Below are 16105 nucleotides of genomic sequence, written 5' to 3'. Positions count from 1 at the left end.
GCGTGCGTGGTCGTGGCGCTCCCGTGACGTAGCTGTCCCATACGGCTTCCTTCCATTCCAACGAAAGGATCGCACCATCAAACCGTGGGATCAAACACCTAGGCCTGGCCTATGCCAAGGGAGAAGGCGTCACCAAGGACGTGCCGCGGGCGATGGCCTACTTCGAAGGCGCCTGCAACGAGGGGAACGCCTTCGGCTGTTCGAGCCTGGGTGTCGCCTACACGCTGGGCGACGGCATCCGCCCCGATCCGACGCGGGCGCGCGCGCTGTTCGAAAAGGCGTGCGCGGGCGGCGATGCCAATGGCTGCTACAATCTGGGCGTCGTCCACCGCGACGGGCTGGGCGTCGAGGCCGATCCGGTCCGTGCGGTCGCGCTGTACGAGCAGGCGTGCGCTGCCAAGGACGCGCTCGCCTGCGGCAATCTCGCCCGACTGCTGCAAAGCGGCACCGGGACCGCCAAGGATCCGGCGCGGGCCGCAGAACTGTTCGACACCGCCTGCGATCTGAACGATGCCGGGGCGTGCCTGGAGCTCGGCCGCGTGCAACAGGCGGGATTGGGCGTCCGACGCGACCCGACGCTCGCCGCCGCCTCCTACCGACGCGCCCTCACGCTCGATCCGGGGCTTGCCGCCGCGCGCCGCGCGCTCGCATCGCTGGACCCGAGCCTCTGACATCGCGCGAGACCTTACAGAAGCTCGAATGGCGCGGTGGCTATGCGCCGGAAGACTTCGCGAGTTCGGCGCTAGACATTCCGCATTCGCCGACTAATCCTCTCTTTCGAACGGGGGAAATTGCCATGACCGACTACCGCACCGCGTATCTTTGGAAGATCCTGGTAGGCGTCGGCGTCGCCCTCCTCGTCGGCTTGTCCTTGAAATTCGGGCCGGAACTCTATCGCTCGATGAGCCTCAGCCCCGAACAGCAGTTCGACCGGGTGCTCGAACGCATCGACGTCGGCCGGGCCACGGCGGCGGAACTGCGCAAGAGCTTCCCCGAGGACTATGCCCGCCTTCGCACCGAAGCGGTCGCGCAGGTGAAGGACGGCGCCAGCAACGAAGCGCTGCGCACCTCGACCTTCGCGTTCATGCGCCGCTTTACGATGGACAACCTGTCGCTGCTCGCGCGGGCCCCGCACGACAGCTTGGCCGAGTTCCGCAATGCACAGCTCCGCACCGTCCGGATCGCCCGCAGCGACTCGCCGACGCTGTGCGCGCATGTCGCCGGCAACGGACTGACGCCGGCCGACCGGCCCGGACTCGCGCTCCAGCGCGCGCTCGACGAAGCCACCGCCGCGCAGCTCCGCGCGATGGCCGCGGGCGCCCGTGCGCCGGTGCAGCGTCCGAGCACCCTGTCGCCGACGGACAGCGCCGCCTGGATGAAGGCTTCGAAAGCCCGCGGCCTGAATCCCGAAGACTTCGACCTTCTCGCGAACGGCGGGCTGGAGCGGGCGAGCGCCGACGAACAATGCCGGATCGGCTCGGCGCTTGCCGAGGCCGTCGCCACGCTGCCGGCCGAGCAGGCCGATCGGATCACCGCCGCGCTCATGGCCGGCTGAGCCCCACGCCCTTCCCCTCCGATCGAGAAGGAACGACATGCGACCCGACAACACCAAGTGGATCGTCCTCACCGTCGTGGCGGTGGTGTTCGGAGCCCTGCTGGGCCCGGCACTGCTCGGCAGCCTTCCGGGCGGCATCGCCTGGCCGATCGCGCTGGTCCTGATCCTGGCGCCGCTCGGCTATGTCGTCTGGGTGCTCGCCGGCAACAAGGTCGGCAAGGCCGCCACCCCCGCCGCGATGGCCGACGCACAGGCGTTCGTTCCCGCCCCCGGCATGGCGCGCATCTATGTCGTGCGGCGCGGGTTCATGGGCGGCATGGCCGGGATGAAGGTGGCGATCGAGGGCGTCGCCTCCGGCCAGATCCGCATGAACCAATTCGTCATGGCAGAGGTGCCGCCGGGCAGCTACACGATCGAGACGGCGATGGCGCGCAACGGCATGAAGCCGTCCAATGCCGAGACCACCCTCACCGTCGCCGCCGGCGACCTCGTCACGCTCCGCGCGATGCTGCAGGTCAATGCGACCCACGCGGTCACGGTGCACGAACGGCTGTCGCTCGCCGACGGGCGGTTCGAGATCGGCCGCGCCAAGATGGTGCAGTGGACCGAGGACCGAACCGTCTTCGCGTGACGAGCCTGGGGCGGGGGACGCACCGGGCTCGCACTCGATCCCGTCTACTAGCCGGCGGAGCCGCCGATCGCGTCGAGAGCGGCGATCGCGTCGTCGGGAAGGACGAGCGACGCCGCGGCGAGGTTCTCCTGCAGGTGGGCGAGCGACGATGTGCCGGGGATCAGCAGGATGTTGGGTGCGCGTTGCAGCAGCCAGGCGAGCGCGACCTGCATCGGCGTCGCCTCCAGCCTTGCCGCCACGTCCGACAGCGCGGACGACTGGAGCGGGCTGAACCCGCCGAGCGGGAAGAACGGCACATAGGCGATTCCGTCCGCGGCCAGCGTGTCGATGAAGGCGTCGTCGCCGCGATGCGCGAGATTATACTGGTTCTGGACGCAGACGATCTCGGCGATGCCGCGCGCCTCGTCCAGCTGCGTCGGCGTCACGTTGCTGAGGCCGATGTGCCGCACCAGCCCCTGCCGCTGCAGCTCGGCCACCGCCTTCAGCGGCGCCGCGAGCGAGCCTTCGGCCGGACCGTGCACGTCGAACATCAGCCGCAGGTTGACGACGTCGAGTGCGTCGAGTCCCAGGTTGCGCAGATTGTCGTCCACCGCGCGGGCGAGATCGTCCGCCTCGAACGCCGGCAGCCAGGACGCATCCTCGCCGCGGCGCGCGCCGATCTTGGTGACGATCACCAGATCCTCCGGGTACGGCGCCAGCGCCTCGCGGATCAGCCGGTTGGTGACGTGCGGGCCATAGAAATCGCTGGTGTCGATGTGGTTCACGCCGGCCGCGATCGCTGCGTGCAGCACCGCGAGCGCCTGGTCGCGATCACGCGGCTCGCCGAAGACGCCGGGCCCGGCGAGCTGCATCGCGCCATAGCCCAGCCGCTTCACCGTGCGTCCGCTCATGCGGTAGGTTCCAGCCTGATGTTCGTCTCCTTTGCCGGTCCTCGAACTAGGCGTTGCGCATCGTCCCGATAATCCGCCATTGTCCGCACGGGCTGTACGGAAAACCGAACGATGAAGGCCGATCTCGCCGATCTGAACGCGTTCCTGGCCGTCGCGCAGGCGCGCGGCTTTCGCGACGCGGCGCGAACCGCGGGCGCGAGCGCCTCGACCTTGAGCGAGGCGGTGCGCCGGCTGGAGGCGCATCTCGGCGTCCGCCTGCTCCACCGCACCACGCGCAGCGTCACGCCGACGGAGGCAGGCACGCGGCTGATCGAGCGCCTGGCGCCGGCGCTCGGCGAGGTGGAAGCGGCGCTCGAGGTCGTGGACCGCTTCCGCCACCGTCCGGCGGGAACGCTGCGCCTCAACGTGCCGATCAGCGCCGCCCGGCTGGTACTGCCCGCCATTCTGCCGGGCTTCCTCGCCGCCTTCCCCGACATCCAGGTCGAAATCGTCGCGGAGGACGGGTTCGTCGATATGGTCGCCGCCGGCTGCGATGCCGGCATCCGCTACGACGAGCGGCTGGAGCAGGACATGATCGCGGTGCCGATCGGCCCGCGCGTCCAGCGGTTCGCAACCGTCGCGGCGCCCGCCTATCTCGACGCGCACGGCCGGCCCGGGCATCCACGCGACCTGCTCGACCACGCCTGCCTGCGCGGGCGCTTCGCGAGCGGCGCGATGACCAGCCCGTGGGAGTTCGAGCGCGCCGGCGAAATCGTCCGCGTCGAACCGCAAGGCCCGCTGGTCGCGAGCGTCGGCGGCGCGATCGAGCTGCTGGTGGACGTGGCGGTCGCCGGCGGCGGCATCCTCCATCTGTTCGAAGATTGGGTGCGCCCCTGTCTGGAGCGCGGCGCACTCGAGCCGGTGCTGGAAGACTGGTGGCAGCCGTTCTCCGGGCCCTTCCTCTACTATTCCGGGCGTCGCCTCGTGCCGCCGCCGCTGCGCGCCTTTCTGGACTTCATCAAGCAGTAGCGCCGGTTTTACTTCGCGGCCGCTAACGCGCATCGTCGCACCATGCGCGACCCTTCTTTCGAACCACTCGCTGACGGCGCCTTCCTCTCGCGCCGGCAGCTGATCGGCGGCGTGGCGCTGCTCGTCTCCGCGTCGGCGGTGCCGGCGGCACCCGCACCGGCACGCACCGCGAAGGCGCTGATCGCCGCGGCGCGACGCCAGATCGGCGTCACCACCGCCTATGATCCTGCCTACACCAGGCTCGCCTTCCCCGGCGGCGACGTGCCGCGCAGCAAGGGGGTGTGCACCGACGTGGTGATCCGCGCCTACCGCGACGCGTTCGGGCTCGACCTGCAGGCGCTGGTGCACGCCGACATGCGCGCGAACTTCGCCGCCTATCCGCGGCTCTGGGGCCTCCACACCACCGATCGCAGCATCGACCACCGCCGGGTGCCGAACCTCGCCGCCTTCCTCGCACGGCGCCATGCCCGGCTGCCGATCCCCGACAGCCCCGCCGGCTGGCGACCCGGAGACATCTTCACCGCCCGCATCGACGGACGCCTGCCGCACATCGGCATCGTCTCGACCGGGCGGCCCGGCACGATCCTCCACAACATCGGCGCGGGGACGCGGGAAGAGGTGGCGCTGTTCGACCACAGCCTGACCGGCCGCTATCGCTGGGCGCTCGACGGCTGAGGGGTCGCAGAACAGGGGACGGCTGCTTGAGCTTGCTGAATGGCGTCCTGCTGTACCGAGTATCATCCAAGGTTTCATGACAATATCTCAGCTTGTTAGGGCGTATGCATCCACCCGTATCCTTGTAAAGACGGAGACTAGTCTGCCCGAGCTGAAGGAAACGCTTGCACCGGAACCTCCCGGCGGTAGCTTCGAGGCATGTTCAGCGAACGATATCGCAGCCGGCGCAGCATCGGGCTCGCGCTTCTTCCCAGCCTCGTCGCTCTCGCCGCGTGCGGACGGACGCCGCCGGACCCCCGCGGGCTTCGGCCGGAGGAGACGCTGCTCTCCGTCTCGGGCATCGCGCGCATCGAGACGGTGCCGGATCAGGCGACCTTCACCGCCGGCATGTCCAGCATCGGCGCGAACGCGCAGGCGGCCAGCGCCCGCAATGCCGAGATCATGAACCGCATCACCGCCGCGCTCGCCAAGTTGAACATCCCCGAGCGCGACCTGCAGACCCGCGGGGTGTCGCTCGGCCGGATCGAATGGGGCGCCAACCGCGGCAAGTACGAGGCGAGCAACACGGTCGCGGTGCGCGTCCGCGACGCGAAGCAGGCCGGCCCCGCGATCGCCGCCGTCACCGCCGCCGGTGCCAACATCGTATCCGGCCCCGACCTGACCGTCTCCGATCCGGAGAAGGCGAGCCTAGGCGCCTATGGCGCCGCCTATCGCTCGGCACGGGCGAAGGCGGAGGCCTATGCCGCCGCCGCGAACCTTCGCATTGCCCGCGTGCTGTCGATCCGCGACGCGTCGGGGGGCGGCGGCATACCGCAGATGATGGACTATGAGCAGGCGGACCGCGCGAGCCCGCAGGCCGCCCCGCCGCCGGTACTCGCCGGCACCAACAGCGGCACGGTCGCCACCAGCGTAGACTTCGTCCTCAAACCGCGGTGATGGGGCGCCGCGGCGGGCGTCCGACACCCGCCGTCGCTGTGGGCTAGCCGCGCAGCGAGCCAGCGCGGATCGCGATCGGCGTGCCGGTCGGCACCAGCGACCAGATCTCCTCCATCTCGGCGTTGGTCACGCCGATGCAGCCGTCGGTCCAGTTGTGCAGGCGGTGGATCGGCGCGAGCAGGCCCCAGCCGTTGGGCAGGCCGTGGATCATGATGTCGCCGCCCGGCGCGACGTTCCGCCGCTGCGCTGCCGCGCGGTCGCCGGCGTCCGGATAGGAGATGTGGAGGCTCAGATGCGCCGAAGACCGTGGGTTGCGCCAGTCGATCACGTAACGCCCCTCGGGCGTGCGCTCGTCGCCTTCCTGCCGTTTGGCACCCTGATCCCAGTTCGCACCCATCACGATGCGGTAGGTCCGGATCGGCACCCCGCTGCGCAGCAGGTGCAGGCGCCGGTCGGCCTTGGACACGAGGATGCGGTCGGCCTGCCGCTCGGCCGGCGCCATCGCCGGCGCCGTGCCCGAGCCGATGCGCGCCATGACGAGCGTGTAGCCGATCGCCCCGACGACGAGGACCCCGGCGAGGACGAGCGCGCGAACGATCCGCCTCGACTTCATCGCGCCTCTCCCGCGAGCGCAGACAGCGGCAGTCCGCGGTTCCTCAGCAGGCGCGCGCTGAGCCAGCGCCGAACCGGCTCGTCGTACAGCTTGAGGCTGGCGAAGGCGATCGCCACCGCCGCGATCAGCAGCACGACGCCCCAGACGGCACCCCGCCACGCGGGCACCTGATTGTCGACGACCCAGGCGGTGTAGAAATAGATCAGCGGATAATGGGTGATGTACAGCGGGAAGGACAGGTCGCCGAAGAAGCGCGCGATCCGCACGGACACGCCGTCGACCTGCTTCTCGCCTGCGCCGATCGCGACGATCAGCGGGAACAGCAGCAGCACGCACAGCGCGTCGTACAGGCCGTTGCTCCAGTGATGCGGCGTGTCGCCGAAGCGCGGGAGCGACAGCGCCTCGACCAGCAGCAGGGCGCACCACGCAAAGGCGTGGCGGCTGCGGATGCGCATGCCCAGCCGCATCAGCAGCATGCCGGCGAGGAACGGGTAGAGCAGTCGCGCGAAGCCGATGTGCAGCCCGTCGAGATCGAGCGCCCAGCCGCCGATCAGATCGCGCCGCTCGCCGAGCAGCGCCACCTCCAGCAACAGCGCCGCGGCGAGGACCACCAGGACCGCCAGCGCCGGCTTCGACAGCCGCCGGAAGACCAGCGCATAGCCGATGTTGGCGAGATACTCGTAGAACAGCGACCAGGCCGGGCCATTGAGTGGGTGGATCTCGTCCCAGCCGCGAATGTCGAACGCCTTGGGAAGCGGCAGCAGCGTGCAGCCGAGCAGCATGACGAGCAGCACCTGCCACGCCGGGGTGTCGGCGATGCCGGGGAAGAGCTGGCCTGCCTGGAAATAGAACAATGCCGCGCCGATCACGCTGCCCAGCGCGACCATCGGCTGAAGCCGGATCAGCCGCCGCTTGTAGAAGTCCCACTGGCCCATCCGGCCCCAGCGATCGTCATAGGCATAGGCGATCACGAAGCCCGACAGCAGGAAGAAGAAGTCCACCGCGAGATAGCCGTGGTTGATGATCTGCTGGGTCGGATCGCCCCCCGAATACGCCTCGAAGATGTGGAAGACCACGACCATCAGCGCCGCCACGCCGCGCAAGCCATCGAGCACGACATAGTGACTTTTCGCCGGCGCCACGGCGGTCGTCGAAGTGGCGGCCGATGCTGTGTCCACGTCCCTCTCCCCGGCGCGGAACTGCGCGAGCGAAAGCAGCTCATGCATTTGCCCAGAAACCACAAGCCCCTTTGTTGTCGTGCGTCGCTGCAGTTCGGTGATCGCGACGACGAGGACTTGAACACGACAGAGCGCATCGGCTGCGCGCGCTATCAAAGAGGATCTCGCCACGTCCGCGTCGGAAAACGGGATTAGCGTCCTCGTGTGGATCGGCACCCGAAGCAGTCACCCTTCACGGGTTCAGAAAGGCAGCGAGTTCCTCCGGCGATGCAGTGGGAAACGCCTGCTTCAGCAGATCGAGGAAGGCGGAGACGCGCGCACTGAGAAGCCGGCGCGAGGGATAGAGCGCCCATAGCGCGATGTCCGATCCTGCCACATCGCCCCAATGCACGAGCCGCCCGGCCGCAAGATCGCGGCTGACCAGCGACACGGGCAAGCGCGCCGCGCCGACGCCCGCGCACACCGCATCGCGGATCATCACCAGAGAGGACAGCCGAAGCACCGGATCGACCGTGATCCTCGCGCGTCCCGACGATGCGGCCAGTGCCCAGCTCGTCACGCGATCACCGCCGCGTACCACCGCCGGCACCGCCGCATCGCCCGGCTTCGGCAGATCGGGACTGGCTACGACCACCAACCGATCGTGCAGAAACGGCCGGCCGATCAGTGTTTCGTCCGGCCGGGGATCGACCCGGATCACGAGGTCATAGCCTTCCTCGACCATATCGACGGGCCGGTCCTCGGTCGTAACCTCCAGCCGGACGTCCGGAAAGCGGAGTGCGAACTCTGCGGCAAGCCTGCCCATTGCCGTCTGGGAAAACAGCAGCGGTGCGCTGATCCGCAGCCGCCCGCGCGGCCGCTCGCCACCGGCCGCGATCGCTGCCGCCGTCTCCTCCAGGTCGGTGAGCAGCGCCCCCGCCCGCTCGAACAGCGCCCGCCCTTCCTCGGTCAGCTTTAGATCGCGCGCGCCGCGTTCGAAGAGGCGCAGGCCCAGACCTGCCTCCAGTTCGGCGACCCGCCGCGACAGGGTGGCTTTGGGGCGGCCGGCGGCGCGGGCGGCCTTGCCGAAGCCGCCATGCCGCGCGACGAGGGTGAAATCGGCAAGCGCGAGCAGGTCCATTCGTTTCACCAGTGAGACGCCACGTATGAAGATGGCGTCTAGTTGCGCCTCTATGGATCACACATCTTCGCAGCTGCCAACCCGGTACCCCCAACGCGATGCAATTGGTGGCCGAGCGCTACGTCCTCGACGGGATGATCCCCGATGAAGGTGATCGCAAGCGCCTGACCGCGATCCTCGGCCAGCCCCTCGCCTCCTATGCACTTCGCTACCGCGATCGCGGCGGTGGCCTGAACGCACCGCTACGGTCCATCGGACCCGTCGGATACACATGGCCTGTCCGACTGCGCCCGTTTTCAAGCTGAAGGCGGACCGGAACCCGACTCCGCACCATATCATGCTAATGCGACACGCTTGCAGAACGTGCTTCTCGCTTCTATGCGCCCCCGCAAAAGGGGAAGCCAGTGAAGATCGTATCCAGCATGTTCGCCGCCGCTGCACTGTGGAGCGGCAACGCCAGCGCACAGGACGCGCAACCAGGCGACGAAGGCGTCGACGTTCGGCAGGAAGACATCGTCGTCACTGCCGCGCGAACCAAGCTGCCGGCGAGCGCCTTGCCGTTGACGGTGGACGTGATCGATCGCGACACGCTGTCGCGTCAGGTCGCGGTTTCCGGATCGGTCGTCGATGCGGTGTCCGCACTGTTGCCCGCGTTCTCGCCCAGCCGCGAGAAGATCACCGGCTTCGGCGAAACGCTGCGCGGCCGATCGCCTCTCTACGCCATCAACGGTATCCCGCAGACCACGCCGATCCGCGACGGTGCCCGCGACGGCTACACCATCGATCCCTTCTTCATCGATCGGATCGAGGTGATCTACGGCTCCAACGCGCTGCAAGGCATCGGCGCGACCGGCGGCGTGGTCAATCAGGTCACCGCGCGTGCGCCCAAGGAAAACGGCTGGAGCGGACGAACGCTGCTCCAGGGGAACAGCGGCGACGATTTCTCCGGAGCTTCGCTGGGCGGGAAGGTCGCCGGGCTCGTCAACCTCCGCAGCGGCCGGTTCGACGCCACCGCCGGCGTCGCCTTCGAGCGGCGGGGCGTCTTCCTCGACGGTCGCGGCCGGCGGATCGGCCTCGACGGCAACCAGAGCGAGATACAGGACACGGACAGCCTGTCCTTCTTCGGTCGGGTCGGGCTCGATCTTTCCGACACGGCCCGCGTCGAGGTGATCGCCAACCGCTTCAAGCTGAACGGCAACAACCATTACGTCCCCGTAGACGGCAGCCGAACGCTCGGCATCCCCGCCACCAGCCGACGCGGAGAGACGCTGGGGCAACCCTCCACCGGCATTGCCGAAATGGTGTCGGTATCGCTTACCGACGGCGATCTGGCCGGCGGCGCGTTCACCCTGCAGGGCTTCTACAATCGCACCAGCGATACGTTCGCCGGCGGGACGCATGCGACGTTCCAGGATGCGCGGATCGCGCCGGTGGGGACGCTCTTCGACCAGTCGCGCAACGTATCGCGCAAGCTCGGCGGCAAGGTCAGCTACGAGCGCGCGGTACCCGGGCTGGAGGCGCTGACGCTCACCGCCGGCTTCGACGCACTGATCGATCGCACCAAGCAGGACCTGGTGCAAACCGGCCGCATCTGGGTTCCGCAGACCGACTTCCGCAGCCTTGCCCCGTTCGGCCAGGCCAATCTGAAGCTGTTCGACGGCGTCGTCCGCTTGGCGGGCGGCGTCCGGTATGAGAACGTGCGGCTCGATATCCCCGATTACACGACGCTTGCCAGCGCTGGCGGGCGGGCGGTGACGGGGGGCAAGCCGTCCTTCAAGCGGGCGCTGTGGAACGGCGGTGTCGTGCTGGAACCGGCGAAGGGTATCCGAGCCTATGGCAGCTATGCGGAAGGCTATACCATCGCCGATATCGGTCGCGTGCTGCGCGGCATCAGCCAGCCCGGCGTTCGGATCACCGACTTCCTCGACCTGACGCCCGTGATCTCCAACAACCGGGAGGCCGGGGTCGAAGTGACGCAGGGCCCGCTGGAAGCCAGCGCCACCTATTATTGGTCGTCCAGCGATCTGGGGCAGCTCCTGGTGCGCAACAGCGACGGCTTTTTCAACGTCGCGCGCCAGCCCGTCGACATCGAAGGTCTGGAACTCAACCTCGCCGTCCGCACGCCCCTGCCCGGCTTCAAGGTCGGCACCGGTTTCAGCCACGTCGACGGGCGCACCGACACGGACGCCGATGGCGTTCCGGACGCCGATCTCGACGGCGCCAATATCTCGCCGGACCGCCTCAACCTCAACCTGGACTACAGCCGCGGGCCTCTCAGTGCGCGGGTGCAGGGCCGCTACTATCTGTCCCGCCGGTTCGAAGGGCAGCCTGTCGCCAACGACTTTGCCGGCTATCGGCTGTTCGATGCCTATGTCGCGTACGAGCTGCCGGTCGGCCGGATGATGCTGAGCGTTCAGAACCTCGGCAACACCGACTACGTCACCTACTACAGCGATACGCAGGGTCCGACAGACAATGCCCGCTTCTACACGGGCCGGGGTCGCAACTTCACGCTCGGCTGGCAAGCCGCCTTCTGATGCGCATCCTGTCGCTGCTGCATCGCTGGATCGGCGCGATCGGGGGGCTGCTGCTGGCGGTGCTGGGGCTGACCGGCACGCTGCTCGTGTGGCGGCACGAACTGACCTTCGTCGCGCATGCCAGCGACCCCGTCCGTAGCGATCCGGCATCGCTGGCCCGGATCGCGAACGCGATGTCGGACGGGTCGCCGGCGATCGACCGCATCACCTTCGCGGGCGACGATCTGGGGGTGCACCAAGCCGTCTTCGCGGACGGTAGCGGTGCGTATCTGAGCCAAGCGGGCGAAACGGTCGGGCGCTGGTCGGCCTCGTGGCAGCGGCCCGAACTGTGGCTGTTCGACCTTCATCACCGCCTGCTGATCGGCGACACGGGAGAAGCGATCACGGGCTTGGCCGGAATGGTCGGCTTGTTCTTCGTCGTCAGCGGCGTCGTTCTGTGGTGGCGGACGCGCAGCCGCTTTCGCCTGCGGCTATGGCCTGCGACGATGAAGCCGGGTGCGATCGTTCACCACCATCGCGATGCTGGCGTGGTGACCGCGCCGTTGCTGCTCGTATCGCTGGCGACGGGCGTGCTGATGATCTTCCCCGCATTGGGCGGCCCCTTGCTCGCCGAGACACGCCCGCACGCGCCGCAAGTCGCTCCCGTGTCGGACGAACCAGACAGACACGATCTGACGCCGCTGTTCCTGGCTGCCGCCCGGATGTTTCCGGACGCCGAGGTTCGCCGCCTGCAATGGCCGCGGAAACGGGGCACTCCCGTCGTTCTGCGGCTTCGCCAACCTTTCGAATGGACGCCGAACGGACGAACCTTCGTCTATGCCGACCCGGTCACGCTGAAGATCGTCGGCCGTGTCGATCCGGCAGGCGCGGGCGCTGCGGCATCGATCCGCGAGAAGCTCTACCCGATCCATGCCGCCAAAACGGGCGGTCTTCTCTGGAAGCTCGTGATGAGCTTATCCGGGATCGCGTTGGGGATGCTCGGCAGCCTGGCGGTCTATGGCTTCTGGCGGACGCAGTGGAACATCGCGCAGGCGAAACGGAGAAGGCGAGAAGCCGCTTGATATCGCACAGGCGGGTTCGGGAAGCGCAGTCTGCCTCGCAACCATGCGCCGACCGTCGCACCAGCGCGTCACGTTGCGGACCCCGCAGCGGGGATGATCAGGCCGAGGCGATCAGCGCGAGCAGCCGGTTGCGGTATTGCTCAGGCGGGACGCTCACCATTCCACCCTCCCCGCCCCGCGCATCGCTTCCGCGTTCAGCCGCGCTCCCAGAAGAAGGATGTAGGCAGAGAGCATCAGCCAGAGTTGCAGAACGACCACCGCCGACAGCGAGCCATAGGTACTGCCATAGCTCGCGAGGTGGGCGACATAGAAACGGAACGCCAGCGTCGCACCGATCCACAGCGGCACCGCCGTCAGCGTACCGGGCAGCGTCCAGCGCCAGGGGATCGGTCGCTTGGCGGCAGCATAGCGATAGATCAGGAGCAGCGCTCCTGCCGGGCCGAGCGTCAGCGATCCCCACAGCAGCCATTCGAACAATCGGTTGGAGGCCGGCAGGTCGTTTGGGACGAGGCTCTGGAGCAGCGCCAGAACGGTGATCGACACCAGCGCGCTCAGCAACAATGCGGCCAGCGCGAGGACGACCAGCAATGAGGTGATCTGGCGTGCGGGCGTGCCGCGATCCTGCTCGATCCCGCTCGCCACGTTGATCCCGTGCAGGAGCGAGCGACCCGCGCGCCGGGCGCTGAACAGGGTCAAGGCCACCGAGAGCAGCAAAGCCAACCCATCCGCGTCGCGACGCGCGAGGCTGTTGGCCAGCCAGCCGCGGACCAGCCGGCGCGCCTCGTCGGGAAGGATTCCGACCAAGGTGGCGATGTTGGACGCCACGACGTCGGGCGGCACCAGATTCGCGTACGTCAGCGCGACGAGGCTGAGCAGCGGCAGGATCGACAGGAAGGCCGCGAAGGCGATCGAGCTGGCGATGATCCCGAAATCGTCCACCATCGCCCCGTTCAGCGTGCGCGCCGCGGCCCGACCCCAGTCGCGCAGCCCCAGCCGCCAGGGCGCGCCGCCCGCTTCTCCCTGCGGGGCGCGGGTGACGTGCGACCACCAGCGCGTCGCGGGATTGTCGAACAGGGCGGACAGGATGGCGATGGCAGGCAATCCTTGGTCAGCGCGAGTGGTGGATCATGCGGCTCGCGATCGGCCGTATGCTGCCCGAGACTAACGAAGCGCCGTCACGGCGCAATGCCGCGCCCGGTCGAGACCCAGTAGATGCCGCCCAACAAGTGCGACAGGTACTGCGGGTTGCGATACATCGCACCTTCGTGGCCCAGCGTCGTCACGAAGACCCGCCCTTTGCCATAGGACTGGTACCAGGCGATCGGGTGATCCCTGCCCATCGGGCGCGACACCTGCCCGGGCCAGATCTTGGTCGGGTCGTAGCTCGATTCATCGACGCCCAGAACGGTGTTGATGCGGACACGATAGGGGTTCGTCGTGGTGTAGAATTCGTCGCTCCAGATCCAGCGGTCCGGCAGGCTGAACGTGGCCGGGAAGCGCTTGTCGACCACCGTCACGACACCGGTCTGCAACATCGGATGCACGCCGACGGTGCGGCCGACCAGCTTTTCGTACCACGGCCAATCGCCGGGCGCCGAGATCGCCGCGCGATGCACCACCATCGCGTTGCCGCCCGCGTTCATGTACGTCTCGAACCCGCGCCGTGCCGCCGGCTTCAGCTCCTCCACCGGCGTGTTGAGCAGCATCACCGCGGCGTAGCCGCTGAGATCGCGCTCCAGCACGCCGGGATCGTGCGTCCAGTCGAAATCGAACGCATGGAGCTTGGCGAGCCCTTCGATCCCGTCGCGGGCAGTGGGGATATACTCGTAATGATATTTGCTCGGCATCGCGAGCACGAGCAGCTTGAACTGCGGATCGGCCCAGGCGGGCAAGGGCATGACCGCCGCGATCGCGGCCAGCAACAGACGCGTCTTCATCCTCGCTTCCCCTTTCCCGTTAGCGCTTGGGATAGCTGGCCAGCTTCACCCGCAGCCATTGCGGCGCGGCGGTGAAGTTCAGCCCCCAGTCCGCCTGATCGCCGTTCCACACGCGCTCGAACACCCATCGGCCCTCCGCGTCGTAATGGCCCTGCTCGATCCGATCGTAGATCAGGTTGGCGACGCGCTTGTCCGCCAGATCGAAGTCCACCCGCGCCCGAAAGCCCGTGACCAGATATTCGTCCGGCGCGAGTTCGGCGATCGCCACGCCGCCCGACGGCTCAGCATTGCCCTTGGGCGGCGCCGTGCCGAAGTCGGATCGGCCGAAGCTGGCGGTGGCGACGTAGGGGCCGAGCTGCATCACCTGGGTATGCGCGTCGGCGGGGTCGTTGGGCTCGGCCGCGCCCCAGGTCTTGCCGGCGAAGGCGAGCTTCGCCCACAGCCGCGCGATCGGGCGGAACAAGGCGAAGTGGGCGGCGAACGGCGCGATCGCCTCGTCGTTCAGCTTGGGCGTCGGCGGCAGCGTGGAGAGGTAGCGGTTGCCGTCCATACCGAACGGCGCCCAGCCGATCGCGCCCCGCCCCACCGCCTCGAAGACGTAGCGGGCATATTCCTTGGCATGGCCGGTCTCCGGCACGAACAACGGATTGTCCGGGCGGTCGTAGGCGTCGAGGAACCCCAGATACGCCTTGTGATCCGGATTGTAGATGTCGGGCGCCAGCAGATCGAGGTTCGGCGCCGCGGCCTTGTACACGTCGATCACCGTATTGGCTGGGCCGCCGCTCGCGTAGCTCTTGGGCTCCTGATAGGTGAACGGGTCGCCGGGAAGCGCGGCGTTGACGTACATGGGGATCGGCTTGACCGCCTTCCCCGCCGCCGCGACCCGATCGATGTAGCGGGCGACGTGCCAGGCGTGGAAGTAGAGTTCGGCATCGCGCCCGAACACCGCTTCCCACGTACCGGGCCGCTTCTTCATCTGGCGCAGCAACGCGGTGGGTACCGGGCCGGCGAAGGCCGCGTTCGCTTCCGGCGAATGGTCGCGCGGCAGGCCGTAGGAGCCGGGCTCGTTCTGCACCTGCACCATCACGACCGTATTCTGCGGATCGGCCGCTTTCAGATGGCGGATGAAGGCGGTGAAGGCGCGACTGTCGGCGGCGAGCGTCTCGCGTCCGAACGGCGACAGCGCATAGTGATTGCTCCCATCCGGCTTGCGCATCCGGGGAAAGCGCTTGTTGTCCAGCTTCACCCAGGCGGGCGTGTACTGCGGGTTGGTGTTCTTCCACGTCCCGAACCACAGCAGGACGAGCCGGAGGTTCCGCTCGCGTGCCTGTTCCAGCAGCAGATCGACATAGGAGAAGTCGAACACGCCCTCCCTGGCCTCGATCTGCTCCCAGGCGATCGGCACCTCCACCGTGTTGACGTGCAGCGCCTCCATCGTCGGCCAGACCTTGTCCATCGCAGCAGGCCAGGCGCTGGAGTTGTTTACCTGTGCGCCCAGGATCAGGAACGGTGCACCGTCGACCATCAGCGCATGGCGACCATCCCGGGTGACGATCCGCGGCACGGCGGTCTCCTGCGCCGCGACGGGTGCCGAGAGCGCCAGCATGGCGGCGACGGCCGTTCCGATGATCCGCATGGTCCTCCCCTTCTTATCGTTGTCTCGGGTGTTCGTTCGACAGATCGCTCGACCCTGTTGCCGCCGCCGCCGGCTGACTTGGGAGCAGATACGGAATGCGTTGCACGGCCGGTGCCGCAACACCATCGATGGAGCCCGCCACCTTTGGCATCACGCTCTCTCCCCTCACGGATGATAGCGCTATCGGCTTGTGCCCCGCTTGTCCATGAGACTAGAAGGACGCGCGAAGCGGCGCAGCGTGAGCGGCTGATCCAACAGACGCCTCGTGCTTCGGACCCGCCCTTCGACAGGCTCCGCGCAGACGGACGGGAAATCCAACAGGGGAGGA

Annotated in this window: 15 protein-coding genes and 1 pseudogene; 9 read left to right on the top strand and 7 right to left on the bottom strand. The window is 68.1% G+C overall.

The genetic code is table 11. The annotated features are described in order from the left end of the window. Positions 1-32 precede the first annotated feature (32 nt). From ACBY01_RS09865 to ACBY01_RS09855, 3 genes are all read left to right on the top strand, one after another. A complete protein-coding gene (locus tag ACBY01_RS09865; protein ID WP_416460642.1) occupies positions 33-671 on the top strand; it encodes a tetratricopeptide repeat protein in 639 nt (212 codons plus the stop codon). 125 nt (positions 672-796) lie between these two features. Further along, positions 797-1555, top strand: coding sequence for a hypothetical protein (locus tag ACBY01_RS09860; protein WP_416460639.1), 759 nt, complete (start codon positions 797-799; stop codon positions 1553-1555). Positions 1556-1592: 37 nt separating this feature from the next. Then, on the top strand, positions 1593-2186 hold the full coding sequence (locus ACBY01_RS09855; protein ID WP_416460638.1) for a DUF2846 domain-containing protein: 594 nt from the start codon (positions 1593-1595) through the stop codon (positions 2184-2186). Between the two features lie 47 nt (positions 2187-2233). Here ACBY01_RS09855 and ACBY01_RS09850 read toward each other — a convergent pair. Then, positions 2234-3091, bottom strand: a pseudogene (locus ACBY01_RS09850) (aldo/keto reductase family oxidoreductase); the annotation flags it as partial. A gap of 96 nt (positions 3092-3187) precedes the next feature. On the opposite strand from ACBY01_RS09850, the gene ACBY01_RS09845 reads away from it, so the two are divergent. The 3 genes from ACBY01_RS09845 (at position 3188) to ACBY01_RS09835 (ending at position 5695) form a co-directional block, all read left to right on the top strand. Then, on the top strand, positions 3188-4084 hold the full coding sequence (locus tag ACBY01_RS09845) for a LysR family transcriptional regulator (RefSeq protein WP_416460637.1): 897 nt from the start codon (positions 3188-3190) through the stop codon (positions 4082-4084). 42 nt (positions 4085-4126) lie between these two features. After that, the gene (locus tag ACBY01_RS09840; protein ID WP_416460636.1) at positions 4127-4759 is read left to right on the top strand and encodes a DUF1287 domain-containing protein; all 633 of its coding nucleotides are present in this window, start codon (positions 4127-4129) and stop codon (positions 4757-4759) included. A 198-nt stretch (positions 4760-4957) separates the two neighbouring features. Beyond that, positions 4958-5695, top strand: coding sequence for an SIMPL domain-containing protein (locus ACBY01_RS09835; RefSeq protein WP_416460635.1), 738 nt, complete (start codon positions 4958-4960; stop codon positions 5693-5695). Between the two features lie 43 nt (positions 5696-5738). Here ACBY01_RS09835 and ACBY01_RS09830 read toward each other — a convergent pair whose 3' ends face one another. The 3 genes from ACBY01_RS09830 to ACBY01_RS09820 all read right to left on the bottom strand — a co-directional run bounded on the left by ACBY01_RS09830 (position 5739) and on the right by ACBY01_RS09820 (position 8606). Continuing rightward, the gene (locus tag ACBY01_RS09830; protein WP_416460634.1) at positions 5739-6308 is read right to left on the bottom strand and encodes a L,D-transpeptidase family protein; all 570 of its coding nucleotides are present in this window, start codon (positions 6306-6308) and stop codon (positions 5739-5741) included. Further along, positions 6305-7486 carry an acyltransferase family protein gene (locus ACBY01_RS09825; protein ID WP_416460633.1) on the bottom strand — a complete coding sequence of 394 codons (1182 nt, stop codon included), beginning with the start codon at positions 7484-7486 and terminating at the stop codon, positions 6305-6307. The genes ACBY01_RS09830 and ACBY01_RS09825 overlap by 4 nt, the downstream gene beginning before the upstream one ends. A gap of 232 nt (positions 7487-7718) precedes the next feature. Then, a complete protein-coding gene (locus ACBY01_RS09820) occupies positions 7719-8606 on the bottom strand; it encodes a LysR family transcriptional regulator (protein WP_416460632.1) in 888 nt (295 codons plus the stop codon). A 98-nt stretch (positions 8607-8704) separates the two neighbouring features. On the opposite strand from ACBY01_RS09820, the gene ACBY01_RS09815 reads away from it, so the two are divergent. The 3 genes from ACBY01_RS09815 (at position 8705) to ACBY01_RS09805 (ending at position 12204) form a co-directional block, all read left to right on the top strand. Further along, positions 8705-8911 carry a hypothetical protein gene (locus ACBY01_RS09815; RefSeq protein ID WP_416460631.1) on the top strand — a complete coding sequence of 69 codons (207 nt, stop codon included), beginning with the start codon at positions 8705-8707 and terminating at the stop codon, positions 8909-8911. A gap of 117 nt (positions 8912-9028) precedes the next feature. Then, complete coding sequence (locus ACBY01_RS09810; protein WP_416460641.1) at positions 9029-11143, top strand: TonB-dependent receptor; 2115 nt, start codon at positions 9029-9031, stop codon at positions 11141-11143. Further along, entirely contained in the window at positions 11143-12204 is a 1062-nt protein-coding gene (locus ACBY01_RS09805; protein WP_416460630.1) for a PepSY-associated TM helix domain-containing protein, read from the top strand. Before ACBY01_RS09810 ends, ACBY01_RS09805 begins: the two co-directional genes overlap by 1 nt. Positions 12205-12357: 153 nt before the next feature. Here ACBY01_RS09805 and ACBY01_RS09800 read toward each other — a convergent pair whose 3' ends face one another. From ACBY01_RS09800 to ACBY01_RS09790, 3 genes are all read right to left on the bottom strand, one after another. After that, a complete protein-coding gene (locus tag ACBY01_RS09800) occupies positions 12358-13305 on the bottom strand; it encodes a YihY/virulence factor BrkB family protein (protein ID WP_416460629.1) in 948 nt (315 codons plus the stop codon). Positions 13306-13379: 74 nt separating this feature from the next. Then, complete coding sequence (locus tag ACBY01_RS09795; RefSeq protein WP_416460628.1) at positions 13380-14141, bottom strand: ThuA domain-containing protein; 762 nt, start codon at positions 14139-14141, stop codon at positions 13380-13382. A 19-nt stretch (positions 14142-14160) separates the two neighbouring features. After that, entirely contained in the window at positions 14161-15777 is a 1617-nt protein-coding gene (locus ACBY01_RS09790; protein ID WP_416460627.1) for a DUF5597 domain-containing protein, read from the bottom strand. Positions 15778-16105 lie beyond the last annotated feature (328 nt).

Origin of the sequence: Sphingomonas mangrovi, assembly GCF_047975845.1 — a bacterium.
Lineage (GTDB): Bacteria > Pseudomonadota > Alphaproteobacteria > Sphingomonadales > Sphingomonadaceae > Sphingomonas.
The sequence above is the reverse complement of the archived record's forward strand: the minus strand, read 5'-3'. Positions and strand labels throughout refer to the sequence as shown.